Here is a 17,932-nt window from a genome sequence, read left to right as displayed (position 1 = left end):
AGCTTGCGGAAAAAATGAACGTAGACGTAAGATGCGTCAACGTTGGAGGAACCCATGTCGCAGACCGCAATTTTCTGGCCGATGATCGCGCTGACCGCGCTGGTCTATATTGTCTACGGCCTTGTGTTCCTTCGCCGGATGGAAGCGGTCAAGAGCGGCCAGGCCTCGCCTCGCGATTTCAAGCTGCCGCTCAAGGAGCCGGAGACGAGCGCCACGGTGATCCGCAACCTGATCAATCTTTATGAGCTGCCGGTGCTGTTCTATGCGGTCTGCATCTCGCTCTATGTGGTCAACGGCGCATCGTTCCTCGCCGTCATCGTTGCCTGGTTGTTTGTGGCAGCGCGCGTCGCCCATACTGTCGTGCATGTGACGTCAAACCGTTTGAGGCTGCGCCAGCCGATTTTCACCATCGGGTTTGTTCTCAATGGCATTTTGTGGGTCATCCTCGCGTTGCATCTGGCGATACCCGCAACGGCTTAGGATCGGCGAAGGGATTGCCGGGAACGGTCAGGAACTAGGCCGCCAGATCGTCCAGCTCATCGGCTGAGATCAGCAATCGTCTGCCGCAATCGACAATCGTTGTGGCCAGGGCTTCGAAATCCTCGCGCCGTTCGCTTTGCCGGCGCCAGATCAGGCCGATCTCGCGCGAAGGTTCAGGATCGGCAAAGGCAAGGATGCGCACATTGTTGCGGCTGGCCTCCGTGCGCACGGCAATTTCCGGGATCAGTGTCAGGCCCATGCCGTGGCTGACCATCTGCAGCAGCGTCGCCATGCTGGTGGCGCCATAATTGACCAGCTGCCGCTGCTTGACGCTGGTGCACACCGCCAAAGCCTGATCGCGCAGACAGTGGCCTTCCTCAAGCAGCAGCAGCCGTTCCAGCGCCACGCTCTCCTGGGTCATCGGCGAGGTGAGAATGTCGATGTCATTGCTCGATGTGGCAATCAGGAACCGGTCGCGGAACAGCGGCTTGGCGGCAATGCCGTCGCTGTCGATCGGCAATGCCGCGATCAGCGCGTCGAGATCGCCAAGCCGCAAATCCTCGACCAGCTTCGACGTCACCGCCTCGCGCAACTCGATGGTCAGTTCCGGGTAGGCTGCGCGCAATTCCGGAATGAGAATGGGCAGGAGATAGGGCGCTATGGTTGGTATGATCCCCAGCCGCAGGCGGCCCTGCAAAATGCCACGCCGCTGCGATGCCAGTTCTTCCAGCGAGCGGATGCCGTTCAGAATGCCGCGAACCCGCGGCAGAAGCCGCTTGCCCATATCGGTCAGAACCACCGTGCGGCGTGTCCGCTCGAACAGGGGCGTTCCAAGCCGCTGCTCCATTTCCGCGATCTGCGCCGAAAGTGCCGGCTGCGAAATACGTGCGAGTTCTGCCGCCTTGCGGAAGTGCAGGGTGGTGGCAAGGATATCGAAATAGCGCATTTGGCGGACGGAAAACATGATAACCAAATCCTATCAATAATAATTCTAAATTCAATTGGAAACTATGATTGGAATAGTTCTATGGTTGCCCCGAGATCGCAGAGAGCCCGCGCGCCGTGCGATTCTGAAAATAGTGTCAGAAAACGAAATTCAAGGAGAAGCCAATGGCTGACCGTCCGACGTTGACAACTACTGCCGGTGCACCGGTATCAGACAATCAGAATTCGAGGACTGCGGGTGAACGTGGTCCGGTTCTCCTGGACGACTATCAGCTGCTCGAAAAGCTTGCCCACCAGAACCGTGAACGTATCCCTGAACGGGTTGTTCACGCCAAGGGCTGGGGCGCATTCGGCACGTTGAAGATCACCGGCGATATCTCCCGTTACACCAAGGCCAAGGCCTTGCAGCCGGGCACCGAAACACCGCTGCTGCTGCGGTTTTCCACGGTTGCCGGTGAACTTGGCGCCGCCGATGCCGAGCGCGACGTGCGCGGTTTTGCCCTTAAATTCTATACCAGCGAAGGCAACTGGGATCTGGTCGGCAACAATACGCCCGTGTTCTTCGTGCGCGATCCGCTGAAGTTCCCCGATTTCATTCACACGCAGAAGCGCCATCCGCGCACCAACCTGCGTTCAGCCACCGCCATGTGGGATTTCTGGTCGCTGTCGCCGGAAAGCCTGCACCAGGTCACCATCCTGATGTCGGATCGCGGCCTGCCGGTCGCGCCGATGTACATGAATGGCTACGGCTCGCACACCTATTCCTTCTGGAACGACAATGGCGAGCGCTTCTGGGTAAAATTCCACTTCAAGACCCAGCAGGGCCACAAGCATTATACCAATGCGGAAGCTGAATCGCTGATCGGCAAGTCGCGCGAAACCTACCAGGAAGAGCTGTTTGGCGGCATTGAACGCGGCGAATTCCCGAAATGGACCGTACAGGTTCAGATCATGAGCGAAAGCGACGCGGAAAAGACCTCCTACAATCCGTTCGATCTGACCAAGGTCTGGCCGCATGCTGAGTTCCCGCCGATCGAAATCGGTGTCATGGAACTCAACCGCAACGCCGACAACTATTTCGCCGAGATCGAACAGGCTGCCTTCTCGCCGTCGAACGTCGTTCCCGGCATCGGTCATTCGCCGGACAAGATGCTGCAGGCACGTGTGTTCTCCTATGCGGATGCGCATCGCTACCGCCTCGGCACCCATTATGAAGCACTGCCCGTCAACCAGCCGAAGTGCCCGGTCCATCACTACCACAAGGATGGCCAGATGAATTTCTTTGGCCAGAAGACCGGCAATGTCGATGCCTATTACGAGCCCAACAGCTTCTCGGGTGCCGTCGAGCAGCCATCGGCAAAAGAGCCGCCGCTGGCCCTTTCCGGCAATGCGGATCGCTACAACCACCGCATCGGCAACGATGACTACGTGCAGGTAACAGCACTGTTCAACCTGTTCGACGCTGGTCAGCGTGCGCGCCTGTTCTCCAACATCGCTGCGGCAATGGGCGGTGTTCCCGGTGCCATCATCGAGCGTCAGCTGTCGCACTTCAAGCTTGTTCATCCCGCGTATGAAGCCGGCGTGCGGGCTGCCCTCAAGGAAGCGCATGGCTATGAAGCCAACGCGATTTCCAACGAAGAAAAGCACGTCGCGGCCGAGTAATCGCTGCCTGAAACAACTTTGTTGTTCAATGTGAAAGCCGGAGCACGATGCTCCGGCTTTCTTTTATTGGCTTTGCCATGTATGCGAAGCCGGTAGACAAAAAGAAGGAATTCCCATGCGACTTGGCGGACGCCTGCAGGCGGCAATCGAAGTACTGGACGATATTGAGACCCGCAAACGCCCGGCTTCCGATGCGCTCAAGGATTGGGGACTGTCGCACCGCTTTGCCGGTGCCGGTGACCGCGCGGTCATCGGCAATATCGTCTATGACGCCTTGCGGCGCAAATTGTCGCTTGGCTGGCGGATGGACAGCAATGCGGCCCGTCATATTGCCTTCGGCGTGCTCCTGTCCGATGCCGAGCTGGTTATCGATGAAATCAATGCTGCGCTGGACGGTGACAAGTTTGCGCCTGCACCGCTCGAAGCCGATCGCATGGCCATCTGGCTGGAGCGTGACCTCGCTGCTGCACCCGATCATGTGCGCGCCGATACACCCGAATGGTGTGTACCGCATTTCCAGGCGATTTTTGGCGAGGCCTGGGTGGCTGAAGCTGCTGCCCTCAGCGACCGCCCTCCGGTCGACCTGCGCGTCAACACGCTGAAGGCTGATCGCGAAAAGGTACTGAAGGAACTGGTTCGCGCCGGAGCCAGCGCCGCCCCGCTGCTGGAAACCGCCGTCCGGGTGCCGCCGCTGCGCGCCATGGGCCGTCATCCGAACGTGCAGGCGGAACCGGCATTCCAGCGTGGGCTTTTCGAAGTGCAGGATCTCGGCTCGCAGATCGCCGCCAAACTCAGTGGCGCCAGGCCGGGCGAACAGGTGCTCGACTACTGCGCCGGAGCCGGCGGCAAGACGCTGGCGCTGGCGGCGCAGATGGGCAACAAGGGGCAGATTCACGCCTATGACGCGGAACGTGCCCGGCTTGCCCCCATTTTTGACCGGCTGAAACGGGCGGGGGTGCGCAATGCCCAGGCCCACGCCAATTCCAGCGAACTCACCCCGCTTGAAGGCCAGATGGATCTCGTGCTGGTTGATGCGCCTTGCACCGGTTCCGGCACCTGGCGGCGCAGGCCGGATGCGAAATGGCGCCTCAGCGAGCAGCAGCTGGAGCGGCGCGAGGTGGAACAGCGCGAGGTGCTTGACGCGGCCAAGGCCTATGTGAAGCCGGGCGGGCGGCTGGTCTATATCACCTGTTCGCTGTTTGCGCCGGAAAACGGTCAGCAGGTCGCCGCCTTCCTGCAGGCAAACCCTGATTATGCCGCGGCCGATACCCGCCCCATGTGGCAGGAAGCGGTCTCGGCAAGCGATGGTCTCGGACCCTTGTTCAAGGATGGCAATACGATCCTGTCGCCGTTGTCGACATCGACAGACGGCTTCTTCATTTCTGTTCTCAGACGCGAGAAATAGCGGTACAACCATCCGCGACATTGTCCGCAGGAAAGGTTCTACCATGTCCCGGTCCGTAGGGTTTCTCTTGTTTCTCGTGCTGACTGTCGGTGGCGGGCTTGCCATCGGCTATATCACGCTGCCGGGCGAGTGGTATGCCGGGCTGGTCAAGCCTTCGTTCAATCCGCCGAACTGGATTTTCCCGCCGGTCTGGACGATTCTGTATGTGCTGATCGCCGTCGCCGGCTGGCGGGTGTGGGATCGCGACTTGACCTCGGCCCAGCAGTTCTGGTGGGCGCAGCTCGTCCTGAATTTCCTCTGGTCGCCGGTGTTTTTCGGCTTTCAGCAGATGGGCGTGGGGCTGCTGGTGATCGTGCTGTTGCTGATCTCGATCATCGGCTTCATCCGTGTTACCTGGGAGCCCGAACGGCCAGCCGCGCTGATGTTCATTCCCTATCTCGTCTGGGTGGCGTTCGCCACGCTTCTCAACGTGTCGCTTTACCTGCTCAATCCGGTGTCCTGACATGAGCTTGCCCTATGATCTGGCCGCTATTGGCGGCAAACAGGTGCTGTTCGTCATGGCGGTGGATGCCGAATATGGTGCACATCTGCAGCGGCTGTTCCGGCCGCTGATGACCGGCGTCGGTCCGGTGGAGGCGGCGGTCAGCCTTGCCGCCAATCTCGCGGCGCTGGAACAGAGCGGCATTGTGCCGGACCTCATTGTATCGCTCGGATCAGCCGGCTCGCGCACGCTGGAGCAGACCGAAGTCTATCAGGCAACAAGCGTCTCCTATCGCGACATGGATGCCTCGCCGCTGGGCTTTCCCAGGGGGGCAACACCGTTTCTCGATCTGCCGGTCACCGTGCCTTTGCCGCTGCGCATCCCCGGCGTGAAGGAAGCGTCGCTTTCAACCGGTGCGAACATTGTCTCGGGCAGTGCTTATGACCGGATCGATGCGGAGATGGTGGAGATGGAAACCTTCGCCATATTGCGCGCCTGCCAGCGTTTTGGCCTGCCGTTGATCGGGCTGCGCGGCATTTCCGATGGTGCTGCCGAACTGCGCCACGTCGGTGACTGGACCGAATATCTGCATGTGATCGACGAAAAACTGGCGCAGGCCGTGGAGGCCATGGGCCGGGCGCTGGAGACCGGGGCGATCACGCTATAATTTTTTCGATTTTCTTATTGTATATTTTATTGATACTGAAAAGTGATATCATTATATGGGGCTCAACCGGAAGCACCAGGCGACGCTTGCCGCCATTTTTGCCGAACCCGTCCGGGCCGGTATTCATTGGCGGGATGTCGAGGCTCTCTTTCTTGCCTGCGGAGGCGAGATTTCGGAAGGGCAGGGCTCGCGCGTTCGTATCGCCCTGAATGGCATTCGTGCGGTGTTTCATCGACCGCATCCGCAAAAGGAAACGGACAAGGGCGCGGTGAAATCAGTGAGGCGCTTTTTGCTGGAAGCGGAGATAAGACCATGAGTACGATGCATTACAAGGGCTATGAAGCGGTTATCGAATACGATGAAGATGCTTCTCTTTTCCACGGCGAGGTTATCAATCTTCGCGACGTCCTTACCTTTCAGGGAACATCTGCGGCAGAGCTGAAGCAAGCGCTTGCCGGCTCCATCGAAGATTATCTGGCGTTTTGCGCCGAGCGTGGAGAGGAGCCGGAAAAGCCATTTTCCGGGCAGTTTGTCGTGCGTGCCGAACCCATTCTGCACAAGGCCATTTCCAGTGCCGCGCGCGGCGCCGGGGTGAGTCTCAACAAATGGGTTGTCATGACGTTGGAGCGGTCGTTGCGTTAGAGGTTCGGATGCGAACAAACACCACAACACAAGGATGATTCCTTCCAAATTGTGAACAAATGCAATTGGCATCCGCGTGTGGTGGAGTGACCCATTGCATCGACTCGGCAATTGCTTTAAAGGCCCGCCATGAACACACCCACTCATCCCGATACAGTCCTCATCGTCGATTTCGGCAGCCAGGTAACGCAGCTGATCGCACGCCGTGTGCGCGAAGCTGGTGCCTATTCCGAGATCGTTCCTTTCCAATCCGCTGACGAAGCATTCCGCCGCATCAAGCCGAAGGCGGTCATTCTGTCCGGCAGTCCGCATTCCACCGTGGATATCGGCAGTCCGCGCGCGCCGCAGGCCGTGTTTGAATCGGGCATCCCGGTTCTCGGCATCTGCTATGGCGAGCAGACGATGTGCGCGCAGCTTGGCGGCAAGGTCGAGAGCGGCCATCACCGCGAGTTCGGTCGCGCCTTCCTCGACATTCAGGAAGAATGCGCCCTGTTCGACGGCATCTGGGCCAAGGGGACACGGCATCAGGTCTGGATGAGCCATGGCGACCGCGTGGTCTCCATTCCCGACGGTTTCAAGGTTGTCGGCACATCGACCGGCGCGCCGTTCGCGGCCATCGCCAACGAAGCCAAGAAATTCTATGCTGTGCAGTTCCATCCGGAAGTGGTGCACACGCCCGACGGGGCCAAGCTCCTGCAGAATTTCGTGCACCGCATCGCCGGCATCAAGGGCGACTGGACCATGTCCGCCTATCGCGAACAGGCCGTCGCTGCGATCCGCAAGCAGGTTGGCGACAAGAAGGTGATTTGCGCCCTCTCGGGCGGCGTTGATTCCTCCGTCGCCGCCTTGCTGATCCATGAAGCCGTTGGCGATCAGCTCACCTGTATCCTCGTCGACCACGGCCTGATGCGCAAGAATGAGGCAGCCGATGTCGTCTCCATGTTCCGCGAGCATTACAACCTGCCGCTCATTCTTGTGAACGCACAGGATCGCTTCATCGATGCGCTGGAAGGCGAATCCGATCCGGAGAAGAAGCGCAAGACCATTGGCCGCCTGTTCATCGAAGTGTTCGAGGAAGAAGCCAAGAAGCTCGGCGGCGCGGATTTCCTCGCACAGGGAACACTCTATCCCGACGTGATCGAAAGCGTTTCCTTTACCGGCGGTCCGTCGGTGACGATCAAGTCGCACCACAACGTCGGCGGTCTCCCCGAACGCATGAACATGCAACTGGTCGAGCCGCTGCGTGAGCTGTTCAAGGACGAAGTGCGCGTGCTTGGCAAGGAACTTGGACTGCCCGATTCCTTCATCGGCCGCCATCCGTTCCCCGGTCCCGGTCTTGCCATCCGCTGCCCCGGCGGCATCACCCGCGAAAAGCTGGAAATCCTGCGCGAAGCCGATGCTGTTTATCTCGACGAAATCCGCAAGGCGGGTCTCTATGATGTGATCTGGCAGGCTTTTGCCGTGCTTCTGCCGGTGCAGACTGTCGGTGTCATGGGCGATGGCCGGACCTACGAGTTCGTCTGTGCCCTGCGCGCCGTGACCTCCGTCGACGGTATGACGGCCGACTTCTATCACTACGACATGAGCTTCCTCGGTCAGGCTGCCACGCGGATCATCAACGAGGTCAAGGGCATCAACCGCGTCGTCTATGACGTCACGTCAAAGCCGCCGGGGACGATCGAGTGGGAATGATTTAACCCACTTAGATACCCGTGCTTGACGAATTTTTCAAAGCACCGTCACGGCCATAGAGGCGCGTGGCGGTGCTTTTTGCTTTGACCCATTGAAAAAAGAAATTTGCCGCTGCGCCCGGCCCGTCGCGCTTGACGATATCTATTCAGTGATGCTATGTACTGGTAGTCAGTATAACTTAGTAGCATGAAAAGGTCTTCCATGGGTAAACAGATGACGGAGATGCTCAAGGGCACGCTGGAGGGGATCATTCTTGCGATCCTGTCCGCGCAACCTGCATACGGCTACGAGATCACGGCGCGGTTGCGGGAGCAGGGCTTTTCCGACATCGCCGAAGGCACGGTCTACGCCCTGCTCGTCAGGAACGAGCAAAAGGGTCTCGTCGACGTCGAAAAGGCCCCGTCCGAGAAGGGGCCGCCGCGCAAGGTGTATTCGCTCAATGCGCGAGGGCAGGACTATCTCGAAGAGTTCTGGAGGACGTGGAGTTTCCTCACGGAACGGCTCGAACAACTGCGCACAGAAAGGAAATAATCATGGCCAACGGATGGATTGAACAGATTACAGGCTCGATCGAGCAGAAGAAGCGCTACCGCCAGTACAAGGCGCGTGCGGAACAGCTTCCGGAGAACTATCGCACGGCGATCGCGGCGCTGGACCGGTATCTGATGTACTTCGGATCGATATCGAAGGGTGACACCCTGGTGACGATGCTGGAGGATCTTGCCGATCTTTTCGAGCAGAGCGCGGCGAACGGAACCCCGGTGCGTGCGATCGTCGGGGAGGACCCCGTCGAGTTCGCGGAGACGTTTCTGCAGAACTACGCTGAGGGCCAGTGGATCAACAAGGAGCGGAAACGGCTGGTCGACGCCATTGACCGCGTCGCAGGCAGCAAACCGGTGTGAAACCAGCACGGATTTCCGTAGGAGACACGAAGCGATGCGTAATATCGATGGTGTGGTCGAAAATGGCTGGGAACCGGTGGCGGACACTTTCCGTACCAATTTCCGGGAAGGAAAGGACCTGGGCGCTGCCTGCTGTGTCTATGTTGACGGGCGCGCCGTGGTCGATCTGTGGGGAGGATTGGCAGACCGCGCGAAGAAGCGCCCGTGGGAACGCGATACGGTTGTGGCCGTGGCGTCGACAACGAAGGGTGCGACCGCAATGTGCGCCCATCTTCTTGCCGAGCGCGGCCAGCTTGATCTCGACGCTCCCGTCATCCGCTATTGGCCGGAGTTCGGCGCGGCGGGTAAGGAGGAGATTCCTGTCAGGTATTTACTCTCCCATCAGGCCGGGCTGGCATATGTCGACACGCCGGTGACATTCGAGGAGGCGTGCGCCTGGGATCCGTTTATTCGTGTCCTGGAGGCACAGAAGCCGCTCTGGACGCCAGGGACGGAGCATCTCTATCACGCTGTCACCTATGGTTTTCTTGTCGGAGAGGTCGTCAGGCGCATCACGGGAAGGTCCTTGGGCACATTTTTCGCCGAGGAAATCGCCGGTCCTCTCGGGCTATCCGCCTGGATTGGCCTGCCCGAAGAGATCGAGACGCGGCTTGCCCTGATCGAGGCGGCACCTTTCCCGTACAATTCCATGGAAGACCTGGTGGCTGATTTTGCCAAGCTCATGCGGCTGGATCCCGCCGTGGCTGCGGCCCTGGTGAAGGACGTCTACGGACCAGGTTCGGCCTTCATGAAGGCGGGGGCAGCGGGCGGCCTCACCGAGGAGAATGTGCAGTTGCGGACTTATCGGGCTGCGGAATTCCCCGCCGCAAACATGTTCACCAATGCCCGCTCGCTGGCCCGCATGTATGCGGCAACGGTGAGTGCTGTCGATGGAGCCCGTCTGCTGCAGCCCGATACGGTGGCGGCGATGTCGGTCGTCCAGACCGACCACACGCGCATGCACGGCGTGCCGGCAGAACTGCTGCCTTACACGAAGAACCTGTTCAGAATGTCGCTGGGCTTCTGGCGCGCGACCCCGCCCATCCATGCACTGCTCGGCCCGGCGTCATTCGGCCATCCGGGCAGCGGAGGCTCGCTGGGCGCCGCCGACCCCGAGGCCAGCGTTGGCTTCGGCTATGTTACCAATCTCTGGGCAGCCGCGCTGGTCGATCCGCGTGCCATCGGGCTGACGGCGGCGGTGAGAAAGTGCCTCGGCTAGGCGGGACTCGCCGGCAGCCCGGATGTTACAGGTTGTATCGGCAATCGGTCAGGAGTAAGAGGAAATCGCTGGCCGTAAGGTCGCCCGTCGCGGGCATGACATGAAACCTGACCCTAGAGTTCGGCACCACACGAAAGAGCAAACATGAACGAGTCCGAACAGGATATTGCTGAAATAGCCAGGAATTTTGAGGCTATGGGCAATTTCATCGAGCATTTTGGCATCAACAGGGATCGGGGCGAGCGCTGCCGTTTCGATGCCGATGTCATCTTCCAGAGCACGCGGCTGGCGCATGAACACACCCGGGTATATCTCAGTTTTCGCGACGACGATGTTTCGTCGGTGCGGTTTGCCGAGAAGGGCGAGCTCAACCCGGTCTTTGTCCATACGGAATTCCGGGTCACCTCCTCGCATATGCAGTTTGAGAACAATGAGCTGCAGATCACCGGCGCCTCCCCGAAAGTTGGCGCATATAAGGTCCGTATCATACCCTCGTAGCTGATCAGGAAAGGCTCTGAGGCTTGTTCCGGTGCACGGCTTTGTCGATAGCGGCCTGGAGAGCGTCGCCATCGACGGGTTTGTTGAGCATGTGCAGGCCGCTCTCGGATATCTGTTTCAAGACGGACGGGGATGTGTCGCCTGTCAGCAGAAATGCCGGAACCGTATAGGTCAGGTAGGCGAACAGGTCGGCAATCGCCTCCAATCCGGTTGTACCGGCCGCCAGCCGGTAATCGGCGATGATCAGGTCCACCGGTGTCCGTTCCGGTGCCGAAGCATGGAGCCGCATCAGCGCCGCTGCCGACTTTCCCGCATAAACCGTGTGCCCCAGAACCGTCAGCAGTTGATTGATGGCGTCGAGAATATCCGGTTCATCATCGACCACCATGATGCAGAGCGCACCGGAAACCGAAGCCAGCCGTGCGGGGAGAGGGCTAGGCGGGCGTAACGTCAGCGGCACAAGGATCGAGAACATCGAGCCGTGGCCTTCCCGTGACACCAGCCGCAAGGGATGCCCGAGCAATTGCGCCGTGCGGCGGACGATTGCCAGACCAAGCCCCAAGCCCTTCTCGCGATCCCGCGCCGGATTGTTCAACTGGTAGAATTCATCGAACACCGTTTCCTGCTGGTCGGAAGGAATGCCGATGCCGGTATCGAGCACCTGTATCTCGACATTTGAACCACGCTTGCGGCAGCCCAGAAGGATTTTTCCCCGGTCGGTGTAGTTGAAGGCGTTGGTGAGCAGGTTGGCGAGGATGCGCCGCAGCATCATCGGGTCGGTATAGACCCAGAGATCCCGGTCAGCCAGACGCCATTCGAGATTGCGCTCCCGCGCGGTTCCGCTGAACTCGTCATGCAGATCATCGAACAAACGTGCAAGTGAAACGGGTTCTCTTGCGGTTGTGACGATGCCGGCGTCCAGGCGCGACATGTCGAGCAGGGCATTCAGCAAGCCGCTGAGATTCCCCGTGATCGATTTGACCCTCCTTGCCAGCGTGCGCGCGTCTTCGCCGCGAACGTCGCCGCGTTCGCCCAACGTGGCCAGCGTCGAGTTGAAGAGGCTGAGCGCGTGCAGCGGCTGGCGCAGGTCATGGCTTGCCGCAGCCAGAAAACGCGATTTGGCGCGATCGGCCGCCTGCGCCCTGTCCCGCTCTTCCTTCAACTGCGCAATCAGTGTCACATTCTCAAAACGCAGCAGAACGGTCTCGACCATCGATTTGTAGGACACGCGGCTGTAGTAGAGATTGACGCCGGCAAGGCAGACAACAAACACCAGATAGACGTCGTTGATGGCTGCTTCCGCTGTCAGGGCGCGGATGGCCATGGGCAGCAGCATGGCAATCAGCGACCCCGCATAGGCCGGCGGAAAAGCAGACAGCGATGGAATGGCGCCGCATACCAGGCCGGTGAGCACGATCGTGGTGAAGGCCTGCATTTGCGGTTCTGCCGATAAAAACCCGAACCAGCCGAGCAAACCCCACAATGCGCTCGATGCCCAGGACAGGATTGTGAAGCGCCAGGCCCAGGCCGATAAAGCCGCGCCGGATTGTTCCGCGCCGGACTTAGGGCGCCCGAAATAGCGTCTTGATGTCAGGACGCGGGCGATCGTCAGGCAGTAAATGGCTGCTATCCACGATAGAAGAAGCCAGCTCTCCACAAAACTCCAGAGAACATAGAGAACCGGGACCGGGATAATGAAGTTGGCAAATAAGACTGCGTAGGATTGCCGGTATAAAAGATCGATAAGATGGGGTTGTAAACGTTGATCAATTCTCATTGTTGTTTTAACTCTGGCCCGGAAATGCGAGCATCATGCACGCCGTCGGGTTTTTAACAAGAAGGTACACCTTATGCTGGAGCTTTCGCGGGTCATCCTTGCTGACGATCATGCTATCGTGCGTGAAGGGCTCAAGCTTCTTCTTTCGACGGTCGACGGCATGACGGTTGCGGGTGAGGCTGCGGATGGTGACACGGTCGAGCGCCTGCTTCGGGAAACGGCCGCCGATCTTCTCATTCTTGACCTCGGCATGCCGGGCGTGAACGGATTTCAGTTCATCAGGAACGTGCGTGCGGCCTGGCCGGGGCTGAGGATTCTGATTGTGACGGCAAATCTGGAACCGCGTTCCGTTCGTGCAGCCTTTGAAGCCGGGGCGAATGGTTACTTGACGAAAAGCGGCGATGCGGTGGAGTTTCTGGCAGCCATCGACGCCATGCGCTGCGGCGAGCCCTACGTTGCCGAAGAGGTGCGTTTTGCCGTGGACCACCATGGCAGGCAGGACGGCTTCCATGAGCCGAAACCCTCCATAGCATCTCCCGTCGAACTGACGCGGCGCGAGCAGCAAATCCTGACCCTCATCCCTCACGGCATCTCCACCCGTGATATTGCCGAGCGTCTCGGGATCAGCCCGCTCACAGCGCGCAAACATCGTGAAAACCTCATGCGCAAACTCAATCTGCATAGTGGAGCCGAACTGACGGCCTACGCGATCCGTCTTGGCCTGTCCGCGGGTTGAGCACTGGCATGGCCGACCCCATCAGATATTCCTGCTGGCCAATGTGACGCCCAGGCCAATCAGAATGGAACCGCAGACCTTTGGAACAATCCAGCCTGATCCGGCCTTTGCCATGCGGCCGAACGTGACGGAGGCAATGCCGACCGCCGCAACATCAGCCGCTGAAAAGGCCAGATTGACGATCATGCCGAGCAGCAGGAACTGCAGCCAGACCGGAGCACTCAGATTGGCGTCGATGAACTGCGGCAGGAATGTCAGGAAGAACAGGGCCGTCTTCGGGTTGAGGATCTCAACGACGACACTGTCGCGGAAAACGCCCGGACCCATGGCAATGCTGTCCTTGTGCCGCTCTTTCCCGCCCATGAACATGGTGATGCCCAGCCAGACGAGATAGGCGGCACCCGCGAACTTGATAATCGTGTAAAGCAGCGGCGCACTGTGGAGGAGCGCCGCAAGGCCGAGCGCGGTCGCGACAATATGCACGTAACAGCCAAGATGAATGCCGCAGGCCGCCTTCAGCCCGGCATTGGTTCCATGCGTCAGCGTCTGTGCCGTCATATAAAGAATCGCCGGTCCCGGCATGCAGGCAAAGAGCAGGGTTGCCAGGATAAAGGGCATCAATTGGTCGAGCGGCAGCATGGCAATTCCTCCAGCAGATGGGACCGCTCTCATGTCCGGAGCGATTTTGGACGATCAGGAGTGATCGAACCAAGCGATGACATCATGCGGAGGGACAATTACGCCCGGAAATGCGCAGGGAACATACGGCACTCGCCGTACTTCGACAGCACAGGCGCTGGAACAAATCGGCAGGGTTAACAGTCTGCACCGGAAGACGCGCGGGGCTTTCCCTTCCTATGCCGGGCACGAAATACGGCAAATGCCGTATGGCTGATTGAATCGCTGGACTATATCCCTCCAACAATCAGAAGTTGTGCTGTCGTTCCCAGGGGGGCACGGTGGAGTTGGGGGAAACGACCATGAAACTTGCCAGCAAGTGCCGGCAGCACGTCGCCGTGTTGTTTTTGAGCGTGTGCTTTTCCGGGACAGCGTTCGCGCAAACGGCAGGCGATCCCACCGATCCAGAGACATGGCGGACACCGGAGTACAAGGCTCAGTTTTGGCTCGATTACATTTTAGCCAATTATGCCTATGCCATGGGCGTGGACGGCAGCGGCGTCAAGGTTGGCGTTATCGATTCAGGCTTTGCCAGGGATCACCCCGAATTTGCCGGACGCTATGATGAGGGTATCACCGTCCAGCCCGACAAGCCCTGGTATGTCGATTCAAGCTCGGTGACACATGGTTCTGCGGTCGCAGGTGTGATTGCAGCAAACAGGGATGGCAAGGGAATGCATGGCGTTGCGCCAGGCGCGACGATCGTTGCCGTGAATGCTGAAGAGGAAGACGGGTATATCGATACAAAGGCTGCCATCGCGGGAATATATGGTTTGGTTTCCCGCAACGTGCATATCATCAACAACAGCTACGGCTTAGAAGCTGCAATCACGGATTATGCGCCGGATGTCATCTCGTCGAGGTACAAGGCCGAAATCGCCGCGTACAGGCACGCCGTAGCCAACGACACCCTGCTGATCTGGGGAACCGGCAACGACAGTCGTAGCCAGCCCTCCATGAACGCTGGGTTGCCCTATCTCATTCCGGAGCTGGAACGCGGCTGGCTGGCAGTCACCGGTTATGATTATGAATATGGCAATCAGTGTGGTGTTGCCAAAAACTGGTGTCTGGCCGCGCCCGCAGACGCCGTCATGACCGTAGACGGAAGAGGCGGGTATCAGGAGATCAGCGGAACGTCCTTTGCGGCGCCGCACGTTGCCGGTGCCGCAGCCCTGGTCAAACAGATGTTCCCCTACATGACGATGGATCAGGTCAGGCAGGTCCTGCTTGGAACCGCCTTCGACATTGGCGCTCCCGGCGTGGATGATGTCTACGGATACGGGCTTCTCGATGCCGGTCGCGCCGTGCTCGGGCCGGGGAAATTTGATTGGGGCGATTTCAACGTCAAATTTGACGGTGGTCAGAGCCGATGGTTCAACGACATTACCGGTGCAGGCGGCTTGGTCAAATCAGGCGATGGCGCGCTGTTGATGTTTGGCGACAGCACCTATGCCGGCAAAACCCGGATTGATGGCGGTACTCTGGCGCTGGCAGGCAGTATCGCATCCGATACGCTGGTAGGCCGTGGCGGGGCCCTTTCCGGAGATGGCATCATTTACGGGAATGTCGACAATCAGGGCATCGTCTATGGCGGCTGGGGCGGCGCCGGTGGCACGCTGACAATCGATGGCACCTATCACCAATCCGCGGATGCCAGCATGCGGGTCAAGATCGGCGCAGCGGAGGGTACCAGCCGTGTCGACGTGACCGGTGCGGCGCAGCTCGACGGCGGCACGGTTGATGCTTTTCTCAATCCGGGCACATTTCGCGGTGATGCCCGATACACGATCCTTGCTTCCGGCGGGCTCACCGGAACGTTCGGCCGTGTCCAGGCTGACTTCGCCTTTCTCGACCTGACACTCGGCTATGACGCCACCAATGTCTATCTGAGCGTTTTGCGGAACAAGACGGCTTTTGCCGATATTGGCACGACGAAAAACCAGAGATCAGTGGGCGCCGCTATGGAAAGTCTCGGCGGGCTGGTGCTGTCCGGTACTGCCGGGACAGACAATCCCGCCGCATCCATCTACGACCTGATCATCGGGTCGAATGCCCATGATGCGCGGACAATATTCGACTCGCTCTCCGGTGAAATCCATTCGAGCGTCAAATCGGCACTGCTTGACGAAAGCCGGTTTGCCCGGGATGTCATCTCCACGCGTCTGCGCGGGGCGTCGGGGGATGGCGCCCCCGCGTCAATGCCGCTTCTCGCCTATGGGCCGGGTGGCCAGATTCCCGCCGCACCCGATGCTTCCTCGGCTGTCTGGGGGCAGGCCTATGGTTCATGGGGGCATCTGTCGGGCGATGCAAATGCCGTCAAGCTCGAGCGCTCGTCGGGCGGCTTTTATATGGGGGCCGATGGCGAATTCGGACAGTCATGGCGCGCGGGCTTTGCCGGAGGATATGGCAGCAGTACGCTCGATGCTCCGGCGCGCGCGTCGTCGGCATCGGTCGATAGCTACACCATCGCTGCCTATGCCGGAACCAAGGCGGATGCTCTGGCCCTGCGTTTCGGCGCGGCCCATACGTGGCACAAGGTGGAAACAAGCCGCTCCACGGCCTTTGGTGCATCCGCAGCCGACTACGATGCGAGAACGGTGCAGGTTTTCGGTGAGGCTGGCTACGCCTTCCATTACAATCGTGTGGCGCTGGAGCCCTTCGCAAATCTCGCCTATGTGAACCTTCACACCGGCAACATTGGGGAAAGCGGCACGGCAGGGCTCAAATCCCGCAGCGATAATGACGACAACGTCTTCACGACGCTGGGCCTGCGCGCCCGAACGGATATTCCCGTCGGTGACGCGGCAAAGCTGACCGTCAGGGGAATGCTCGGCTGGCAGCATGCCTTTGGCGATGTGTCTCCAGGCACGATAGCCACCCTTGCCGGCGGGGCACCATTCCAGGTCGAAGGTTCCCCCCTGGCGCGGGATGCCCTTATCGCCGAAGCCGGACTGGATTTCTCGGTGACGAAGACTGTCACGCTGGGTGTTTCCTACACCGGTCAGATGTCATCGGCGGTGCAGGCGCATGGTGTGCGCGGGGATCTAAGCTGGCGCTTCTGAAAGGGCAGGCTGCATGAGGGGGAAGCCGAGGGGGCTTTCCGGCGATGAGGCGGTATTCCCGTAACGGCTATATTGGCGCGGCGAACAGCCCATGATCCGCTTGAAGGCCGTGCTGAAGGCGCTTTCAGAGTCGTAACCCAGCGAAAGCGCAATGGCGGAAACCGGGTCGCTTGAATTCTGCAGTCTGTCCCCAGCCAGCAGCATGCGCCAGCGTGTCAGGTAGTCCATGGGGGACTTTCCGACGGTCTGCTTGAATTTAAGGGCGAAGGTCGAGCGCGACATGCCGGCCCGTTCCGCCAGCGTCTGCAATGTCCAGTGGTGCGCCGGTTTCTCATGCATGGCAGCGATCGCCGCGCCCATCTGCCTGTCCGCCAGCGCGAACAGCCAGCCGACACCGCCTTGCAATCCTCCGGCCAGATGCAGCCGCAGGGCATCGATCAGCATCATATGAGCGAGGTGCTGCACCAGGAGAAAGCCGCCCGGCCGCCGTTCGCGCAGCTCCCGCATCATCAGTTCCACCGGCCAGCGCAGCCCGGACTGATCGGTGTCTTTGCGGATATGCACGATCGGCGGCAGCATCCCCAACAGCACACTTGCATGATTGCCGGTCAGGGCAAAACGGCTGCTGACAAGAAAGCAATCGCCGCCGCCTTTGTGCACGGCGATGCCGCCATTGCGCGCAGCGGAAAAAACCGTGACGGCCTCGACGGACGACAAAGTCAAATCGCTTGCCAGGCGAAACGGCCGCCCGTGCGGCAACAGGAAGCAGTCTCCCGTGTCCAGACGCACGGGATCGGCAACATCGTCCACGGACAGCCAGCATTGGCCGGAGACCACGGCGCCACATTTGATGCTGTCCCGGCTTTCGGGGAACTGGACCGACCATTCGCCTCCGGCATCGAAACCGGCGGACATATGATTGTGCGGTTTTAGCAGCGACAGCACATCGGAGAGCGGATCCATGGTCATTCCGGACGATTGCGAAGATAATGCGGACAATACAGCATAGATCGTATTTCTCCAAACGCCTATCTTCTCGACAACGGG

19 protein-coding genes are annotated in these 17,932 nt (G+C 59.7%); 14 read left to right on the top strand and 5 right to left on the bottom strand.

The genetic code is table 11. The features are described 5' to 3' along the window. Window positions 1-54 precede the first annotated feature (54 nt). On the top strand, window positions 55-480 hold the full coding sequence (locus ACTJJ7_RS05325; protein WP_130268790.1) for an MAPEG family protein: 426 nt from the start codon (window positions 55-57) through the stop codon (window positions 478-480). A 34-nt stretch (window positions 481-514) separates the two neighbouring features. Here ACTJJ7_RS05325 and ACTJJ7_RS05320 read toward each other — a convergent pair whose 3' ends face one another. Continuing rightward, window positions 515-1,444: a hydrogen peroxide-inducible genes activator gene (locus ACTJJ7_RS05320; RefSeq protein ID WP_105736847.1), complete on the bottom strand. Its 930-nt coding sequence runs from the start codon at window positions 1,442-1,444 to the stop codon at window positions 515-517. Window positions 1,445-1,590: 146 nt separating this feature from the next. On the opposite strand from ACTJJ7_RS05320, the gene katA reads away from it, so the two are divergent. The 4 genes from katA to ACTJJ7_RS05300 all read left to right on the top strand — a co-directional run bounded on the left by katA (window position 1,591) and on the right by ACTJJ7_RS05300 (window position 5,640). Beyond that, the gene (katA, locus tag ACTJJ7_RS05315) at window positions 1,591-3,087 is read left to right on the top strand and encodes a catalase KatA (RefSeq protein ID WP_440965814.1); all 1,497 of its coding nucleotides are present in this window, start codon (window positions 1,591-1,593) and stop codon (window positions 3,085-3,087) included. Between the two features lie 115 nt (window positions 3,088-3,202). Continuing rightward, window positions 3,203-4,492, top strand: a complete 1,290-nt coding sequence (locus ACTJJ7_RS05310; RefSeq protein WP_440965813.1) for an RsmB/NOP family class I SAM-dependent RNA methyltransferase — start codon at window positions 3,203-3,205, stop codon at window positions 4,490-4,492. A 43-nt stretch (window positions 4,493-4,535) separates the two neighbouring features. Next, window positions 4,536-4,994, top strand: a complete 459-nt coding sequence (locus tag ACTJJ7_RS05305) for a TspO/MBR family protein (RefSeq protein ID WP_440965811.1) — start codon at window positions 4,536-4,538, stop codon at window positions 4,992-4,994. Between the two features lies 1 nt (window position 4,995). Further along, a complete protein-coding gene (locus ACTJJ7_RS05300; RefSeq protein WP_440965810.1) occupies window positions 4,996-5,640 on the top strand; it encodes a 5'-methylthioadenosine/S-adenosylhomocysteine nucleosidase in 645 nt (214 codons plus the stop codon). On the opposite strand, the gene ACTJJ7_RS05295 is transcribed toward ACTJJ7_RS05300, so the two are convergent. Further along, complete coding sequence (locus ACTJJ7_RS05295; protein WP_440965889.1) at window positions 5,630-5,872, bottom strand: hypothetical protein; 243 nt, start codon at window positions 5,870-5,872, stop codon at window positions 5,630-5,632. The genes ACTJJ7_RS05300 and ACTJJ7_RS05295 overlap by 11 nt on opposite strands. On the opposite strand from ACTJJ7_RS05295, the gene ACTJJ7_RS05290 reads away from it, so the two are divergent. The 7 genes from ACTJJ7_RS05290 (at window position 5,810) to ACTJJ7_RS05260 (ending at window position 10,632) form a co-directional block, all read left to right on the top strand. Continuing rightward, window positions 5,810-5,956, top strand: coding sequence for a type II toxin-antitoxin system HicA family toxin (locus ACTJJ7_RS05290; RefSeq protein ID WP_245457740.1), 147 nt, complete (start codon window positions 5,810-5,812; stop codon window positions 5,954-5,956). The genes ACTJJ7_RS05295 and ACTJJ7_RS05290 overlap by 63 nt on opposite strands. After that, on the top strand, window positions 5,953-6,282 hold the full coding sequence (locus tag ACTJJ7_RS05285) for a type II toxin-antitoxin system HicB family antitoxin (protein ID WP_440965808.1): 330 nt from the start codon (window positions 5,953-5,955) through the stop codon (window positions 6,280-6,282). Before ACTJJ7_RS05290 ends, ACTJJ7_RS05285 begins: the two co-directional genes overlap by 4 nt. Window positions 6,283-6,411: 129 nt before the next feature. After that, complete coding sequence (gene guaA, locus ACTJJ7_RS05280; RefSeq protein ID WP_440965806.1) at window positions 6,412-7,974, top strand: glutamine-hydrolyzing GMP synthase; 1,563 nt, start codon at window positions 6,412-6,414, stop codon at window positions 7,972-7,974. Window positions 7,975-8,175: 201 nt separating this feature from the next. Then, window positions 8,176-8,505, top strand: coding sequence for a PadR family transcriptional regulator (locus ACTJJ7_RS05275; protein ID WP_440965804.1), 330 nt, complete (start codon window positions 8,176-8,178; stop codon window positions 8,503-8,505). A gap of 2 nt (window positions 8,506-8,507) precedes the next feature. Then, window positions 8,508-8,876 carry a DUF1048 domain-containing protein gene (locus ACTJJ7_RS05270; protein ID WP_130268796.1) on the top strand — a complete coding sequence of 123 codons (369 nt, stop codon included), beginning with the start codon at window positions 8,508-8,510 and terminating at the stop codon, window positions 8,874-8,876. A gap of 34 nt (window positions 8,877-8,910) precedes the next feature. Further along, window positions 8,911-10,134, top strand: coding sequence for a serine hydrolase domain-containing protein (locus ACTJJ7_RS05265; protein WP_440965802.1), 1,224 nt, complete (start codon window positions 8,911-8,913; stop codon window positions 10,132-10,134). 144 nt (window positions 10,135-10,278) lie between these two features. Then, complete coding sequence (locus ACTJJ7_RS05260) at window positions 10,279-10,632, top strand: hypothetical protein (RefSeq protein ID WP_105736863.1); 354 nt, start codon at window positions 10,279-10,281, stop codon at window positions 10,630-10,632. A gap of 4 nt (window positions 10,633-10,636) precedes the next feature. Here the strand turns inward: ACTJJ7_RS05260 and ACTJJ7_RS05255 are convergent, their stop codons facing one another. Further along, window positions 10,637-12,289 carry a hybrid sensor histidine kinase/response regulator gene (locus tag ACTJJ7_RS05255; protein ID WP_440965799.1) on the bottom strand — a complete coding sequence of 551 codons (1,653 nt, stop codon included), beginning with the start codon at window positions 12,287-12,289 and terminating at the stop codon, window positions 10,637-10,639. A gap of 193 nt (window positions 12,290-12,482) precedes the next feature. Here ACTJJ7_RS05255 and ACTJJ7_RS05250 point away from each other — a divergent pair, with 193 nt between their 5' ends. Further along, the gene (locus tag ACTJJ7_RS05250; RefSeq protein WP_105736867.1) at window positions 12,483-13,145 is read left to right on the top strand and encodes a response regulator; all 663 of its coding nucleotides are present in this window, start codon (window positions 12,483-12,485) and stop codon (window positions 13,143-13,145) included. 21 nt (window positions 13,146-13,166) lie between these two features. On the opposite strand, the gene ACTJJ7_RS05245 is transcribed toward ACTJJ7_RS05250, so the two are convergent. Next, a complete protein-coding gene (locus ACTJJ7_RS05245) occupies window positions 13,167-13,784 on the bottom strand; it encodes a LysE family translocator (protein WP_105736869.1) in 618 nt (205 codons plus the stop codon). 341 nt (window positions 13,785-14,125) lie between these two features. Here ACTJJ7_RS05245 and ACTJJ7_RS05240 point away from each other — a divergent pair, with 341 nt between their 5' ends. Then, complete coding sequence (locus ACTJJ7_RS05240) at window positions 14,126-16,885, top strand: autotransporter domain-containing protein (RefSeq protein ID WP_440965797.1); 2,760 nt, start codon at window positions 14,126-14,128, stop codon at window positions 16,883-16,885. On the opposite strand, the gene ACTJJ7_RS05235 is transcribed toward ACTJJ7_RS05240, so the two are convergent. Continuing rightward, window positions 16,868-17,848 (bottom strand): AraC family transcriptional regulator, encoded by a 981-nt coding sequence (locus tag ACTJJ7_RS05235; protein ID WP_440965796.1) that lies wholly within the window; start codon window positions 17,846-17,848, stop codon window positions 16,868-16,870. The two genes, ACTJJ7_RS05240 and ACTJJ7_RS05235, sit on opposite strands and share 18 nt — an antisense overlap. Between the last annotated feature and the right edge of the window lie 84 nt (window positions 17,849-17,932).

The sequence above is a fragment of the Phyllobacterium sp. 22229 genome (genome assembly GCF_052056495.1).
Taxonomy (GTDB): Bacteria; Pseudomonadota; Alphaproteobacteria; order Rhizobiales; family Rhizobiaceae; genus Phyllobacterium; species Phyllobacterium myrsinacearum.
The sequence above is the reverse complement of the archived record's forward strand: the minus strand, read 5'-3'. Positions and strand labels throughout refer to the sequence as shown.